Annotated in this window: 10 protein-coding genes; 5 read left to right on the forward strand and 5 right to left on the reverse strand. The window is 72.5% G+C overall.

Annotation, left to right across the window (positions count from 1 at the left end; translation table 11 throughout):
* Nucleotides 1-140: 140 nt before the first annotated feature.
* Nucleotides 141-1,490 carry a pirin family protein gene (locus OQ02_RS47175; RefSeq protein WP_442973663.1) on the forward strand — a complete coding sequence of 450 codons (1,350 nt, stop codon included), beginning with the start codon at nt 141-143 and terminating at the stop codon, nt 1,488-1,490.
* On the opposite strand, the gene OQ02_RS20730 is transcribed toward OQ02_RS47175, so the two are convergent.
* Complete coding sequence (locus OQ02_RS20730) at nt 1,453-1,779, reverse strand: MGMT family protein (protein WP_033440149.1); 327 nt, start codon at nt 1,777-1,779, stop codon at nt 1,453-1,455. The genes OQ02_RS47175 and OQ02_RS20730 overlap by 38 nt on opposite strands.
* A gap of 131 nt (nt 1,780-1,910) precedes the next feature.
* Between OQ02_RS20730 and OQ02_RS20735 the strand changes: the two genes are divergently transcribed.
* Nucleotides 1,911-5,069 carry an ATP-dependent helicase gene (locus OQ02_RS20735; protein ID WP_081915794.1) on the forward strand — a complete coding sequence of 1,053 codons (3,159 nt, stop codon included), beginning with the start codon at nt 1,911-1,913 and terminating at the stop codon, nt 5,067-5,069.
* Nucleotides 5,070-5,186: 117 nt separating this feature from the next.
* The gene (locus tag OQ02_RS20740) at nt 5,187-8,831 is read left to right on the forward strand and encodes an ATP-dependent helicase (protein WP_033440185.1); all 3,645 of its coding nucleotides are present in this window, start codon (nt 5,187-5,189) and stop codon (nt 8,829-8,831) included.
* Here OQ02_RS20740 and OQ02_RS20745 read toward each other — a convergent pair.
* Both OQ02_RS20745 and OQ02_RS20750 read right to left on the reverse strand, forming a co-directional pair.
* Nucleotides 8,828-9,364 (reverse strand): hypothetical protein, encoded by a 537-nt coding sequence (locus OQ02_RS20745; RefSeq protein ID WP_033440151.1) that lies wholly within the window; start codon nt 9,362-9,364, stop codon nt 8,828-8,830. The two genes, OQ02_RS20740 and OQ02_RS20745, sit on opposite strands and share 4 nt — an antisense overlap.
* Before the next feature lie 79 nt (nt 9,365-9,443).
* Nucleotides 9,444-9,824: a DoxX family protein gene (locus OQ02_RS20750; RefSeq protein WP_051772577.1), complete on the reverse strand. Its 381-nt coding sequence runs from the start codon at nt 9,822-9,824 to the stop codon at nt 9,444-9,446.
* A 58-nt stretch (nt 9,825-9,882) separates the two neighbouring features.
* Here OQ02_RS20750 and OQ02_RS20755 point away from each other — a divergent pair, with 58 nt between their 5' ends.
* Both OQ02_RS20755 and OQ02_RS20760 read left to right on the forward strand, forming a co-directional pair.
* The gene (locus OQ02_RS20755) at nt 9,883-11,295 is read left to right on the forward strand and encodes a M20/M25/M40 family metallo-hydrolase (RefSeq protein WP_051772578.1); all 1,413 of its coding nucleotides are present in this window, start codon (nt 9,883-9,885) and stop codon (nt 11,293-11,295) included.
* Complete coding sequence (locus tag OQ02_RS20760) at nt 11,292-12,359, forward strand: potassium channel family protein (protein ID WP_033440153.1); 1,068 nt, start codon at nt 11,292-11,294, stop codon at nt 12,357-12,359. Before OQ02_RS20755 ends, OQ02_RS20760 begins: the two co-directional genes overlap by 4 nt.
* A 134-nt stretch (nt 12,360-12,493) precedes the next feature.
* Here the strand turns inward: OQ02_RS20760 and OQ02_RS46740 are convergent, their stop codons facing one another.
* Together OQ02_RS46740 and OQ02_RS20770 are read right to left on the reverse strand one after the other, a co-directional pair.
* Nucleotides 12,494-13,978, reverse strand: a complete 1,485-nt coding sequence (locus OQ02_RS46740) for a sensor histidine kinase (protein ID WP_269321630.1) — start codon at nt 13,976-13,978, stop codon at nt 12,494-12,496.
* Complete coding sequence (locus tag OQ02_RS20770; protein ID WP_081915803.1) at nt 13,975-14,652, reverse strand: response regulator transcription factor; 678 nt, start codon at nt 14,650-14,652, stop codon at nt 13,975-13,977. The genes OQ02_RS46740 and OQ02_RS20770 overlap by 4 nt, the downstream gene beginning before the upstream one ends.
* Nucleotides 14,653-15,257 lie beyond the last annotated feature (605 nt).

Below are 15,257 nucleotides of genomic sequence, written 5' to 3' on the forward strand. Positions count from 1 at the left end.
CCGGACACCCGTCTCCTACGTTCGGAACCCCCGAATTCAACGCTCAGGGTGTCGCCGAGCCGCCGGAATAGTTGAGGCTTCAACTAGGTTGACGGGGGTACGACCGCCGGACCGAGGCGGTCAGGCCCAAGGAGGCAGCCATGCCCGCCGTCACCGCCGACACCCTGACCCTGCCGCGTCTCCCCGAGCTGCCCGAAGCCGCCACGGCGTGGCGCATGGTGCGGAAGGTCGTGCAGGCGCGCCGGTTCCTCGAAGGCGAGGGCTTCCAGGTCCGCCGTCCGTTCCCGGGCGTCGACCTCGCGCTCGCGGACCCGTTCCTCCTCCTCGACCACATGGGCGCCGTCGAGTACGGCCCCGGTGAGGCGAAGGGCGCGCCCTGGCACCCGCACCGCGGCTTCGAGACCGTCACCTACATGATCGACGGCGCGTTCGTGCACGAGGACTCGACCGGCGGCGGTGGGCTGATCACCGACGGCGGCACGCAGTGGATGACGGCCGGCGCGGGCGTGCTGCACTCCGAGCTGCCCTCGCAGGACCTGGTGGCCAAGGGCGGCCTGCTCCACGGCGTGCAGCTGTGGGTCAACCTGCCGAAGGCCGCCAAGTGGACGCCGCCGCGCTACCAGGACATCAGCGCGCAGGACACCGGGCTGCTGTCCAGCGACGACGGTGGCGCGCTGGTCCGCGTCATCGCCGGTGAGGTGGCGGGCCACCGCGGGCCGGGCATGACGCACACGCCGATCACCTACCTGCACGCCACGCTCAGCCCGCACGCCCGCCTGACCCTGCCGTGGCCGACGGACTTCAACGCGATGGTCTACGTGCTGTCCGGCCGCGGCACGACCGGCGCGGAGCACCGACCGCTCGAAGAAGGACAACTGGCCGTGTTCGAGCACGACGGGCGCCGCGCTCACCATGAAGGCGGACACGACGTGGGACGTCCTGGTCCTGGGCGGCCTGCCGCTGGACGAGCCCGTCGCGCGCTACGGGCCGTTCGTGATGAACACGCGCGCCGAGATCCTGCAAGCCATCGAGGACTTCCAAGCCGGGCGACTGGGCCGCACGCACGTCCCGCACGTCACCACGGCGGACGAGGAGCTGACATGACCGACGTCGTGGAACTGCTGCGCAAGGGGCGTGAGTTCCGTGCGGCGGGCGACCCGAGCAGCGCTGCCCGCTACCTGGTCCAGGCCGCGGAGGAAGCGCCGCGCGACCGGACCGTGCTGACGGAGCTGGCGTTGGCGCACTTCCAGTCCGCCGCCCTGGGCAAGGCCGAAGGCGTGCTGAACACCCTCGTCGACCTCGACCCGTCTGACGGCTACACCCGGCTGCTGCTCGGCCGCACGCTCAGCCGGCAGAGCAGGAACGACGAGGCGCTGACCCAGCTGCGCCTGGCCGCCGCGCTGACCCGCGACCCGGAGGTCGAAGGCGAGGTGGCCAGGGTGGCGGCGCGGATCACCAGAGACCGGGAGGCTCCTCCGCCTTCTCCTTGACCGCGTCCTCCCAGCGGTACGTGCGCAGGTCGACCTTGCCACCGTCGGCCACCACGCCTTCTTCGCGCAGCAGTTGCAGCTGCCGGTCGGCGATGTGGGGCGCGCACGTGCCGTTGGCGCGCAGCACCCGGTGCCACGGCAGGTCGTGCCCGTCCTGGTTGAGGACGGCGCCGACCAGCCGTGGTGACGGCGCGCGGGCGATGTCGGCGACGTCACCGTAGGTCGCCACCTTGCCGCGTGGGATCTTGCGCACGACCTCGCGGACCATCTCGTGCAACTCTTCGTCCACACGCACAGCTTTCCACGCCGACCGGCGACGCCCCACGCCGCGAGGTCGACTTCCAGGCGACCGAGCCGCCGTCTGCGGAGCAGCGGCCATCCGACTCTGTCGGGGGTTCGTGGTTCCATGCACCCGTGGCAGTGAAGAGGGCGCCGCTGTTGGTGCGCCGGGTGCGGCAGGAGGAGCCCCGGCGTGACTGGGACGCGCCCGGACGCACCGTCTTCGACCACTCCGGCGGGCCGTTGCGGGTGCTGGGCGGCCCCGGCACGGGCAAGACCACGCTGCTCGCCGAGGTGGTCGCGCACCGGGTGCTGCATGGCGGCGTGCACCCGGAGAACGTGCTGGTGCTGACCTCGAACCGGCGCGCAGCCGAGGCGATGCGGGCGGACATCACCCGGCTGCTGACCCGCGCCGCGGACGACGGCGCGTTGCCGACCACGCAGGAACCGCTGGTCAGAACGGTGCACTCCTACGCGTTCGCGGTGCTGCGGGCGCAGACCGTGCGGAACGGCGAGCCCGCACCCCGGCTGCTGTCCGGGCCGGAGCAGGACGCCGTGGTGCGCGAACTCCTCGCCGGTGACGCGAGCATGGGCGCTCCGAAGTGGCCGGAGCGGCTGCGGCCCGCGTTGACGCTGCCCGGCTTCGCCCACGAGCTGCGCGACCTGATGCTGCGCGCCACCGAACGCGGCCTGGCCCCGGAGGACCTGACCGAGCTGGGCCGCAAGCACTCCCGCGAGGAATGGGTCGCGGCCGGCCTGTTCGCCACCCAGTACGAGCAGGTGAACCTGCTGGCGGGCAGCGGTCAGGGGCACGCGCCGTCGTTCGACGCGGCGGAACTGGTCGGCAGCGCGCTGCTGGCGTTCCAGACCGAGCCGGACGTGCTGGCGGGCGAACGCCGGCGGGTCCGGCACCTGCTGGTGGACGACGCGCAGCACCTCGACCCGTTGCAGTTCGAGTTCATCCGGGTGCTGGGCGAGGCCGCGCAGGAATTCATCCTGGCGGGTGATCCTGATCAGGCGGTGTTCTCGTTCCGCGGTGCCGATCCGACGCTGCTGGCCGAGGCGGACGGCCCGGCCGTCGTGCTCACCACGGGCTACCGGATGGCGCCGGAGATCCGGGCGGCGGTGGGCCGGCTGGCTGCCCGGCTGCCCGGCGCGTCACCGACCCGGGCGGTGTCGCCCGTGGACGGCGAGGGGAACGTGCAGGTCAGGCTGTTCGCGTCCGCCGCTCAGGAGGCGGGCTGGGTGGCGGACCAGCTCCGGCGCGCGCACCTGATCGACGAGGTGCCGTGGTCGCACATGGCGGTGGTGGCGCGGTCGGCGACGAGGTCGTTGCCGGTGCTGCAACGCGCGTTGTTGGCGGCGGGCGTGCCGGTGGCCGTGCCGCGGGACGAACTGCCGTTGGCCAGGCAGCCCGCGGTGATGCCGTTCCTGGCGCTGCTGCGGTGCGCGGCCGTGCCCGGCACCCTCGACGAGGACACCGCGGCGATGCTGCTGTCGTCACCGCTGGGCGGCGCGGACCCGTTGGCGCTGCGGCGTTTGCGACGGGGGCTGCGCCGGCTGGAGCTGGCCGCGGGCCGTGACCGGCCGAGCGGTGAGCTGCTGGTCGAGGTGATCGAGTCGGACGACCGGCTGGCCGCGCTGGAGGACGCCGAGGCGCTGCCCGCGCGCAGGATCGGCGGGCTGCTGCGCAAGGCGCGCAAGGGGATCGCGGACGGGCTGACCGTCGAGCAGGTGCTGTGGGAGCTGTGGCAGACCACCGGCCTGGAGCTGCGGTGGGTGGCGCAGTCCGCGCGCCGCGGCACGGTCGGCATGCAGGCGGACCGGGACCTGGACGGGATCGTGGCGCTGTTCGAGGCGGCGGCGAAGTACGTCGACCGGCTGCCGGGTTCGGGCGCCGAGGGTTTCGCGGACTACCTGGCCGCGCAGGAGATCGTGGGCGACACGCTGGCGGCGTCCGCGCCCACCGGCGAGGCGGTCTCGGTGCTCACCGCGCACGCCGCCGCCGGTCGGGAGTGGACGGTCGTGGCCGTGCCGGGCGTGCAGGAGGGCAGCTGGCCCGACCTGCGGCTGCGCGGGTCGCTGCTCGGCGTCGAGCGGATGGTCGACGTGGTGGCGGGCGTGTCGGCGGAAACGGTGTCCGCGGTCGCGCCGGTCCTGGCCGAGGAACGGCGGCTGCTGCTCGTCGCGGCGAGTCGGGCCCGGCGGACGCTGCTGGTCAGCGCGGTGCGCGGGGAGGACGAGCAGCCGTCCCGGTTCCTGGACGAGATCGAGGAGCTGTCCACCGACGAGCCGGAGCGGCCGACGTTCACGCCCGAGCGCGGGCTGGTGCTGGCCGAGCTGGTCGGCGAGCTGCGGCGGGTGGTGTGCTCGGACGACGAGCCGGCGGAGCGGCGTGAACGCGCGGCCGTCCAGTTGGCGCGGTTGGCGGCCGAGGGCGTGCCGGGGGCGCACCCGGATTCCTGGTACGGCTTGGCGGACGTCACCACGGACAGTCCTCTGTGGACCGAGGAGCACACGGTGAGCGTGTCGCCGTCCACGGTGGAGGTCCTGGCGAAGTGCCCGCTGCGGTGGGTCGTGGAGCGGCACGGCGGGCAGGACCCGGCTGAGCTGGCGTCGATCACCGGAACCCTCGTGCACGCGCTGGCGCAGGCCGCCGCGACCGGCGCGGACGAGAAGGAGCTGCGGGTCAAGCTGGACGAGGCGTGGGCCGCGGTGGACGCGGGCGCGCCCTGGTTCTCCCGGCGCGAGCGCATCCGGGTGGAGCGGATGCTCGACACGTTCCTGGCGTGGCTGGCGTCGAGCCGCGCGCAGCTGACGCAGGTCGCGGTGGAGGAGGAGATCTCGGTCGAGGTGCCCAAGCAGGAGGGCGGGCCGTCGCTGAGGGTGCGCGGCCGGGTCGACCGGCTGGAGACCGACCGGGACGGGCGGCCGGTCGTGGTGGACGTGAAGACCGGCAAGAACCCGGTGACCAAGGAGGAGGCCCGGCAGCACCCGCAGCTGGCCGTCTACCAGCTGGCGTCGGCGCTGGGCGGCTTCACCCACCTCGGGCTCGGCACCGATCCGGGCGGCGCGCGACTGCTGTACGTCGCCAAGGAGAACAAGAAGACGGGCGCGACCGAGCTGGAGCAGGCGCCGCTGGACGAGCAGGGCGTCCGGGTCTGGCTGGAGGCCGTGCAGCTGGCCGCGGGGTCCAGCGTCGGCCCCGAGTACCGGGCGGCGGAGAACGCGGACTGTGATCGCTGCCCGGCCCGCACGTCCTGCCCGGTGCACTCGTCCGGTCGGCAGGTGAGCCACTAGGGAGGTCTGACCAGGGATTACTGTGGCGGCCTGCGGGTCGCCGAAGCTGCCGCGGCCCGACAACGGAGAATGCGGGACGTGGTCGTGCCGAGCGGGATCGAACGTGCGGGTGAGCCGATGGCGCTCGCCGGTCCGTTCGAGGTCGCCGAAGCGCTGGGCCTGCCCAAACCCACGCCGGAGCAGGCCGCGGTCGTTTCCGCGCCCACCGCGCCGGCGCTCGTCGTGGCCGGTGCCGGTGCGGGCAAGACCGAGACGATGGCCGCCCGCGTCGTGTACCTGGTGGCGAACGGCTTCGTCACGCCCGAGCGGGTCCTCGGCCTGACGTTCACCCGCAAGGCCGCGCGCCAGCTGTCCGACCGGGTCCGGCTGAGGCTGCGCCGGCTTGGCGGCTCGCCGCTGCTCGACCGGCTCGACCCGAGCGGTGAACGGCGTGCCGCGGTGCTGACCACCGAACCGGTGATCCTCACCTACCACGCGTACGCGGGCAGGCTCGTCGGCGAACACGGCCTTCGGCTGCCCGTGGAACCGGGCGTGCGACTGCTCACCGAGACGGCGGCGTGGCAGCTCGCGCACCGCGTGGTGTCGACGTGGGCGGAGGACATCGACACCGACAAGGTGCCCGCCACCGTCACCGGCTACCTGCTCGCGCTGGCTGGTGAGCTGGGGGAGCACCTGGTCGAGCCGACCGCGCTGCGGGAGCACGCGGAGTGGCTGTGCAACGTGATCGAGTCCGCGCCGAAGACGAAGCGGCAGGGCGACGGCCTGCCGCAGTCGTTGCAGGCCGTGATCAACGCCCAACGCCTGCGCGTCAACCTGCTGCCGCTGCTGGCCGCGTACCAGGCGCGCAAGCGGCGGGAAGCGGCGATGGACTTCGCCGACCAGATGTCCCTCGCCGCACGGCTGGCGTCCGAGCACCCGGAGGTCGTGCGCGGCGAACGCGAGCGCTACGGCGCGGTGCTGCTGGACGAGTACCAGGACACCGGTCACGCGCAGCGCGTGCTGCTGCGGTCCCTGTTCGGGCGCGCCGAGCCGATGGCCGTGACCTCGGTGGGCGACCCGGCGCAGGCGATCTACGGCTGGCGCGGCGCGTCGGCGGCGAACCTGCCGAGGTTCGTGCACGACTTCCCGCCGGCGAGGAAGTTCGGGCTGCTGACCAGCTTCCGCAACCCGCCGGAGGTGCTGGCCCTGGCCAACGCCGTCTCCGCGCCGTTGCGCGCCATGGGCCTGGACGTGGACGAACTGCGCGCCCGTGACGGCGCCGGACCGGGTGACGTGCGGGTCGGCCTGTTCAACGACGTGCGCGAGGAACTGGACTGGGTGGCCGACACCGTCGCCGCACAGTGGGAAGACCACCTCGACACCAGCGACGAGCCGCCGACCGCCGCCGTGCTGGTGCGCCGGCGGTCGGACATGGCGAACATCGCGGCGGCGCTGCGGAAACGCGGACTGCCGGTCGAAGTCGTCGGTCTCGGCGGTCTGCTGGACGAGCCGGAAGTGCGCGACCTGACCAGCGCCCTGCGCGTCCTGGTCGACCCCCTGGCCGGCACCGCCGCCGCCCGCCTCCTCACCGGCTCACGCTGGCGGGTCGCCGCGTACGACCTGGCGGCGCTGTGGACGCGCGCCCGTGACCTGGCCGGCGCGCCGAGCCGTCAGGCCGTGGTGGACGACCCGCTGGCCGTGCTGGCCGACGCGCTGCCCGGTGAACACGCCGAACTGGCCGGTCTCGCCGACGCGCTGGACGACCCGGGCGACCCGACCACGTACTCCGCCGAGGGGTACCGCCGGATCCGGCGGCTGGGTGCCGAGCTGTCCGCGCTGCGGCGACGCCTGGACCAGCCGTTGCCCGAACTGGTCGCCGACGTGGAACGCACCCTGCTGCTGGACATCGAGGCGATGGCCCGACCGGGCGGCGTGGGACGGGCGCACCTGGACGCGTTCTCCGACGTGGTGAACGACTTCGCCGCGGCCAGCCCGTCTGCCACCCTGCCCGCGCTGCTCGACTACCTGTACACGGCCGAGCAGGCCGAGGACGGCCTCGAACCCGGTGAGGTGGAGGTGGCCGAGAACCGGGTGCAGGTGCTGACGATGCACTCGGCTAAAGGCCTGGAGTGGCACATCGTCGCGGTGCCGCACGTGGTGAAGGACGTGTTCCCGGGGCGGAAGAAGTCGTCCAGCTGGTTGCGAGCGGTGGCCGAACTGCCCGCAGACCTGCGTGGTGACGCCGAGGACCTGCCGAAGCTCCGCATCGCCCCCGGTGCCAACCGCAAGGAGGTGGAGGAGTCGCTGATCGGGCACGAGGACGACTTCGACGCCCGGCGGCTGGTGGAGGAGCGGCGGCTCCTCTACGTCGCGCTGACCAGGTCCGAGCACAGTTTGCTGGTGTCGGGGCACTGGTGGGGCGAGACGGGGGACAAGCCCAAGGGGCCGTCGGCGTTCCTGACGGAGATCCGGGAGTCGGTGCTGGCCGCCGACCACCCGCCGGCCGACATCGCCCACTGGGCGCCGCGCCCGGCCGACGACGAGCCGAACCCGTTGGCTTCGCAGACGAAGACCGCCCAGTGGCCCACCGACCCGCTGGGCAAGCGCCGCGCGGCCGTCGCCGAGGGCGCCGAACTGGTCCTGGCCGCCCTCGACCGCCACCTGGCCACCCCACCCGCTCCGGCCGCTCCGGTCGCTCCGTCCGACGACCTACCGCCGGAACCCCCGGAGCCGCCCGACTTCGAGCCGCCGCCGGACCCACACGACCACGACCCGCGCGAGTCGTCCGCAAAATCGTCCGCTCAAGCATCGCGAGTCGGGCACCCAGGCACCCCGAGCCCCACGATCGAGGACTCCGACCCCGAGCCCGAGCCCTACCCCGACCCTGCGCACGAGCCCCAGCCCGAGTTCGAGCCCGGCTCCGGCCCCGCGCCCGAGTTCGACCCCGGCTCTGGCTCCGAGCCCGAGTTCGAGGACACCGGGTTCGAGGACACCGGGTTCGAGGCAGCGCCGGAGTTCGACGGCCACGAGCTCGAGGACCCCGAATTCCAGGACCACGAGTTCGAGGGCCATGAGTTCGAGCCGGCGCCCGCCGGCGACCCCGATGGCGACCTCGAAGGCTGGGCGCGTGACGTCGACGTGCTCCTGGCCGAACGCGCCGCCGCCGCCGACCGCCGGGAACGCGTCGTCCTCCCCGACCACCTCTCGGTCAGCCAACTGGTCGAACTGGCCGCCGACCCGGACAGCCTCGCCCGACGCCTGCGCCGCCCCCTGCCGTTCCCGCCCAACCCGCTGGCCCGCCGCGGCACGGCGTTCCACACGTGGCTGGAACAGCGGTTCGGCGCGAGCCGCCTCTTCGACCTGGACGAACTGCCCGGCGCGGCCGACGAGGGCGCCGCACCGGACGCGGACCTCACCCGCCTCCAAGAGGCGTTCCTGGCGAGCAGCTGGGCCGACCGCGTCCCGCACGACGTCGAGGTGCCATTCGAGGCGAAGATCGACGGCCTGTCCGTGCGCGGCCGGATGGACGCCGTGTTCGCGGACGACGACGGCGGCTGGACGGTGGTCGACTGGAAGACCGGCGCCGTGCCGGAAGGCGACCGCCTGCCCGCGCTGTCCGTGCAGCTCGCGGCGTACCGGCTGGCGTGGGCGTCACTCACCGGAACACCGGTCGAGAAGGTGCGGGCGGCGTTCCACTACGTCCGCCAGGACCACACGCTGCGCCCCGCCGACCTGCTGGACGCCGACGGCCTGCGCGAGCTGATCCGGTCGATCCCGAACTAGCTGTTCACCCGGGCGTGCGCGGGGACTTCCTTCAGCACCCGGTCGTAGAGCACTTCCAGCAGCCAACGCCCGAACAGCGACGGGCCGAACTCGGTCGACCGGTCCTCCGGCGGCACCATCAGCTCGGCCGTGCCCGACACGTCCACCGCGACCACGCCGATGCCGTAGTAGTCCAGCTCGATCAACGGCCACGACTGCGGACCCTGCGGCGCGGGCAGCACCACCGAGCACGGCGCGAGCGTCATCAACGTCCCGCACGACTGCAAGGCGCGCTCCACCGTGGACTCACCCACCAGGACCCCCACCAGCTCGACCGCGGGCACCGGCAGCTGGTCGTGCGCGGCCGGCTCGAACCACGAGCGGAACCAGGACGGGTCGGCCTGGGGTGGCCAGCCGTTCGCGCTGCGCCACTCGTGCACGTCGGCACGGACCCGCACGACGGCCGACACCTGGTGACCCAGCACGGCGACGTCGGGAACGACGATGCCGCGCCAACCCAGCGCCGACGCGGCATGGTGGAGGAGCGGTTGCACTCGGGCATCCTAGGACTTGTTGCGGTTTCAATGACAGTCCCTCGGGCGCGCTGGGTGTCGAGCCCAGTGCCGAGAGTGATCAGGGAGTTGAGCGCCCCACGCGCAAGGCCCACAGGATGAGCGGCACCTGGAGCGGCAACCGGCCGTAGGCGACGGCCTTCACCTTGGGTGATTTCGTCCGGTAGTCGTAGGCCATCTTGACGTTGGCCGGGAACACCGCCGCGAAGAAGCCCGCCGCCAGCTTCCCGCCGACACCGCGCGTGCGCGGCACGGCGACCGCCGCGGCCAACGCCAACTCGGCGGCCCCGGACAGATAAGTCCAGGTCCGGGGCTTGCCCGGCAGCGCACGCGGCACGATCGCGTCGAACGGCTTCGGCTTCGCGAAGTGCGTGACGCCGGCCGCGCCGAGCAACCCGGCCAGGGCCAGCGCCGACCAGGAACGGGAACGAGTGGGTTCCATGGGCTCACCCTGTCATGTCGACCACCGCGAGGCGCTCTCAGGGTTATCCTCCCGCATCGTGAGCGGTGATCCCGAAAATCCGGAACATCCCGAGCGTGCCGCGGTGGCCGCGTTCGCCGACGACTTCCTGGTCGACCTGCGCGAATGGCTGACCATCCCGTCGATCGGCGCCGACCCGGCGCACCACGGCGACGTGAGAGCTTCCGCGCACTGGCTGGCGGAGGCGTTGCGGCGCGACGGGTGGCCCGAGGTTCGGGTCTGGGACGAGGGCCCCGCCCTTCCGGCGGTCTACGCCTGCTGGCCCGCCGCTTCCCCCGAAGCGCCGACCGTGCTGGTCTACGGCCACCACGACGTGCAGCCGGTCGACCCGGTCGAGCAGTGGCACCACCCGCCGTTCGAGCCGGCGCTCGTCGGCGAAGAGCTGTTCGCGCGGGGTGCGAGCGACGACAAGGGGCAGGTCGCGATGCACCTGCTCGGGGTGAAGGCGCACCTCGCGGCGACCGGCTCGGCGCAGCCCGCCGTGACGTTGAAGCTGTTGGTCGAGGGTGAGGAGGAGTCCGGTTCGCCGCACCTGACCCGGCTCCTCGACCAGCACCGGGACGACCTCGCGTGCGACCTGGTCGTGTTCACCGACACACCGCTGTACGGGCGTGACGCGCCGACGGTCTGCACCGGCCAGCGCGGCGTGTACGGCGCGGAGGTCGTGTTCACCGGTGGGACGTCGGACGCGCACTCCGGGCGGATCGGCGGCAGCGTGCCCAACCCGGCGACCGCCATCGCGCGGCTCGTCGCAGCCCTGCACGACTCTTCGGGGCGCGTGCAGCTGCGGGACTTCTACGCCGATGTGACGGAGCCGACGGAGGCCGAACGCGCCGACTACGCCGCGTTGCCGTTCGACGAGGCGGTGTGGCTGGCGACGGCGGGCGGAGCGCAGGGGTTCGCCGGTGAGCCGGGGTGGTCCGCGTTGGAACGCGTGTGGGTGCGCCCCACCGCCGAGGTCAACGGGATCCACGGCGGGTACACCGGGCCCGGCCTGAAGACGATCGTGCCGGCGCGGGCGTCGGTGAAGCTGTCGTTCCGGCTCGTGCCCGACCAGCAGCCGGAGCGGATCGCGGACGCGTTGCGCGAGTTCGTCGTCAAGCACACGCCGGACGGCCTGCACGCCGAGGTGATCGCCCGCGGCGACGGTGTGCCGCCCTATGCGGTGGACGTGTCGCACCCGGCGGTGGGCGCGGTGCGCGACGCGGTGCAGGCCGCGTTCGAGCAGCCGGTGAGGTTCAGCCGGACGGGTGGCTCTGGTCCGGCGGCCCTGCTGCACGGCTGGCTCGGCGTGCCGGTCGTGTACCTCGGCGCGACGTTGCCGGATGATCGCATCCACGCGCCCAACGAGCGCGTCGTCGTGCCACTGCTGCTCCGCGGCGCCGAGGCCGCCGCCCGGTTGTGGCGGCTACTCCCGGAGAGGTTGTCATGATCCGCCGATTGCATCCCGGCGAGGCGCTGGCCAGCCGGCCGGGGCACTCGCTGGTCGGCGTGATCAGGATGCCGGACGTGGTGCAGAGCCCCGTCCGGGCGATCCTGAAACGCGTGATCGGGGCCCTCACCGCGTTGATCGCGGCGGTCCTGATCGTCTACCTGGACCGCGACGGTTACCGTGACGTCAACGATGACGGACTGTCCTTGTTGGACGCCGTGTACTACGCCACGGTGTCGCTGTCGACCACCGGATACGGTGACATCACGCCTATCAGTTCGTCGGCGAGGCTCATCAACGTCCTGGTGATCACCCCGTTGCGGGTGCTCTTCCTGATCGTCCTGGTCGGTACGACCCTCGAAGTGCTCACCGAGCGTTCGCGGCAGGCGCTGCGCATCCAAAAGTGGAGGACCAAGGTGCGGGACCACGTGGTCGTCGTCGGGTACGGCACGAAGGGCCGGTCCGCGGTCAGCGCGCTGATGGGTGACGGGGCGGAGCCGGGTTCGATCGTCGTGGTCGATACCACCCAGGCCGCCCTGGACGCCGCGTCCGCGATCGGGTTGGTGACCGTGCACGGGTCGGGGACCAGCAACGACGTGCTGCGCGTTGCCGGCGTGCCGCGGGCTCGGGCGGTGGTCGTGGCGGCGAACCGCGACGACACGGCGGTACTGGTGACGCTCACGGCCCGTGAGTTGGCGCCGAAGGCCCAGATCGTGGCGTCGGTGCGGGAGCGGGAGAACGAGCACCTGCTGCGCCAGTCCGGTGCGGACTCGGTCGTGGTGTCCAGTGAGACGGCGGGCAGGTTGCTGGGCATGGCGACCGCGACGCCGTCCGTGGTGGACATGGTGGAGGACTTGCTCACGCCGGACGCGGGGCTGGCCATCGCGGAACGTGACGTGGAGCCGGCCGAGATCGGCGGGTCGCCGCGGCACTTGCCGGACATCGTGCTGGGAGTGGTGCGGGACGGCAAGCTCTACCGGGTGGACGCGCCGGAGGCGGACGCCGTCGAAGCGGGCGACCGCCTCCTCTACGTCAAGAAGGTGACACCGCCAAGGGAAGCGTGACTCGGGGCCAGCTGTCGGGTCGGCCGTCGGGTCGGCCGTCGGGTGTTGACTGTCGGAGGTTGGCTGTCGGGTCGGCTGTTCGACATCCGCGCCCGGCGGCAGTGGGTTGCCGTGCGCTGTCTTGCCTGGCGGGCTCACTCCGCGAGCGGGATGCGCACCAGGAAAGCCGCGCCGCGATCCACACTTCCCGCACTCGTACTCGCGCCCGCACCGGCATCCACACCGGCATTGCTGTCCACGCGGCCGTCGGTGAGCCCAGCCGTCCTCGCTTCGGCGCCCACTCCAGTGCCAGTGCCTAGTCCCGGGCTCGGCCTCGGGCTCGGGCTGGGACTGGAGTCTGGTGAGGCGATGCCTTGCGGTGCGCCGTTGTGGTACCAGGTGCCGACGCCGATGTCGGCCGGCGCGACGCATGACAGTTCGCCGCCGTGTGCCCGAACCACGCCGCGCGCGATGGGCAGCCCTAGTCCCGAACCCCCGGAACGTTGATCCCTGGCCTCGTCCAGCCGCACCAAACGGTCGAAGATCCGTTCCCGGTCCTCCGGTGGGACACCCGGCCCGTCGTCCGACACCACCAGCAGCGCGAAGCTGCCCGCCGTCGACACCGACAGCCGCACCTGCCCGGACGGGCCGGTGGCCTGCCGGGCGTTGTCGGCCAAGTTGGCGAGCACCTGCGCCAGCCGTTGGGGGTCACCGGAGACGAACGCCGACCCACCTTCGGCGACGATCCCGAAATCGGGCGCGAGCAACCGCGTCCGCCCCACCTCGGCCTCGGCCAGCGCGAGCAGGTCCACCCGCTCCCGGTGCAGTTCGAGACCGGCCTCGATCCTGGCCAACGCCAGCAGGTCGTCCACCAGTCGCCCGGCCCGCCGCGATTCCCGCACCAACAGCAGGTTCAACCGCTCCCGCTCCTCGGCCGTGGCCGTCTGCATCAACGCTTCGGCCACCGCCTGCACGCCCGCGACGGGCGTCCGCAGTTCGTGCGCCGCATCCGCCACGAACCGCTTCGTCCGCTCCTCCGATCCCTCCAACGAGTCCAACATGTCGTCGAACGCGGCAGCCGTCCGACCGAGTTCGTTGTCCGCCCGCGACGGGTTGAGCCGGTGCCCCCGGTCACCGCGGGCGATCGAGCGGGCGAGTGTGGTCATCGTGTCCAGCGGCGCCAACGCGCGCCGGACCACCCACACCATCGCCACGGCCGTCACCGCCAAGGCGCCGAACCCGACCACCAGCAACAACCGCCGCAACCGCGCCTGCGCGGCGGTGATCACCGCCGCCTCGGCGTACACCGTGATCCTCGACCCGTCGATCAACTCCTTGCTGACCTCGTTCGCCACCTCCTCGTTCGGAGCCTTCCCGAACACCGTCCCGTCCGGCATGACCAGCAGGACCTCCACGCCCCGGCCTTCCAACCGGTGCACCAGGTCCATGCCGCGCACCCGCTGTTCGACCAGCTGCTGCGCGACCCGTGACTTCTTCACCAACGCGGTGTCGACGTCCCGTTTGGACTGCGCCTCGAACAGCGCGTCCACCGACAACACGACGCCGATCAGCACCACGCCGAGCACTCCGATCGCGGAGAGCGTGACCCGCCGGCGCAGCGAGACGGTACGCAGCGTCACGTCTCGTCCGCTCTGAGCACGTAACCGAGCCCACGCACGGTGTGCAGCAACCGCGGACCGTGCTCCTCCAACTTCCGGCGCAGGGCACTGACGTGCACCTCCACCAGGTTCGGGTCGTAGTCCTCGTAACCCCACACCGCGGTGAGGATCTGGGTCTTCCCCACCACCCGCCCGCGCTGGGCGGCCAGGTAGCGCAGCAGCCGCAGCTCGGTGGCGGTCAACTCGACCGGCACGTCGCCCCGCAGCACCACCGCCGAGTCGGCGTCCACCACCAGGTCACCGATCTGGAGGGTGGACGGCGTCCGCCCCAGTCGCCGCAGCACCGCACTGACCCGCGCGACCAACTCGGCGAGCACGAACGGCTTCACCACGTAGTCGTCCGCACCCCGATCGAGCCCGCGCAGCCGATCGGACACCCCGTCCCGGGCGGTCAACATCACCACCCCGGCCCCACTCGTCCGCCGGATGACCTCCAGCAGCATGAAGCCGTCCCGACCAGGCAGCATCACGTCGAGCACCACCAGGTCCGGGCGAAACCGGGCCAACTCGCCTTCCAGTTCACGGCCGTCCGGACGGACCTGAACCTGGTAGCCCGCATCCCGCAGGGCGGAACTCACCGCGGCGCCAATCGCTTCCGCGTCTTCGATCACCAACACCCTGGCAGCAGTCGACACCTCCACATTCTGCGTCTCGACGCGTCTTACGGTGGCAAATCACGATGGTCCGACCAGCGGGCGGACGTTCCGGGGGTGAAGGGGTTGTGGGCCGGCCTCCGCCGATGTCGGCGCGAACGGGGGCGGAGGCCGGTGTTCCGGTGCCCGCCGTCCAGGTGTCCACAAGGAGAACGGGCGGGCTGGTTGTGTTCGGTAGGGACTTGGGGCCTGGTGCAGGGGGCGGGCGATGCAGCGCCGGTGGTCCAGGGCGGGCGATGCAAGGCCGGTGGCGGGGATAGGTGGCGGGCGGTGGGTGGCGGGCGGTAGGTGGCGGCGGCGGGCGGCAGCGTCGGTGGTGGATGCAGATGTTGGGTGGCGGGCTGGGTGGCGGGTGGCGGAGCGTCGGTGGTGGATGGCGGTGGCGAGGCGCCGGTGGGGCCAGGCCGGTGTGGTGGCGGTGCCAGGCAGGTGGTGGCGGTGGAGGGGCGTGGGTGGCCGGTAGCCGGGGGCGGTGGAGAGGGGGTGATGAGGGTGGTGTGAAGGGCGGCGATCCGCGCGGCTGGGCGGCTGTCTCTTATACACATCTCCGAGCCCACGAGACCTCTCTACATCTCGTATGCCGTCTT

It is taken from the genome of Saccharothrix sp. NRRL B-16314, assembly GCF_000716595.1.
In the GTDB taxonomy this organism is placed as follows: Bacteria; Actinomycetota; Actinomycetes; order Mycobacteriales; family Pseudonocardiaceae; genus Actinosynnema.

What these genes read in the sequence shown, in the direction of transcription:
- OQ02_RS47175 (WP_442973663.1), top strand. Translation starts at nt 141, where the DNA reads ATGCCCGCCGTCACCGCCGACACCCTGACCCTGCCGCGTCTCCCCGAG.
- OQ02_RS20740 (WP_033440185.1), top strand. Translation starts at nt 5,187, where the DNA reads ATGGCGCTCGCCGGTCCGTTCGAGGTCGCCGAAGCGCTGGGCCTGCCC.
- OQ02_RS20750 (WP_051772577.1), bottom strand. Translation starts at nt 9,824, where the DNA reads ATGGAACCCACTCGTTCCCGTTCCTGGTCGGCGCTGGCCCTGGCCGGG.
- OQ02_RS20760 (WP_033440153.1), top strand. Translation starts at nt 11,292, where the DNA reads ATGATCCGCCGATTGCATCCCGGCGAGGCGCTGGCCAGCCGGCCGGGG.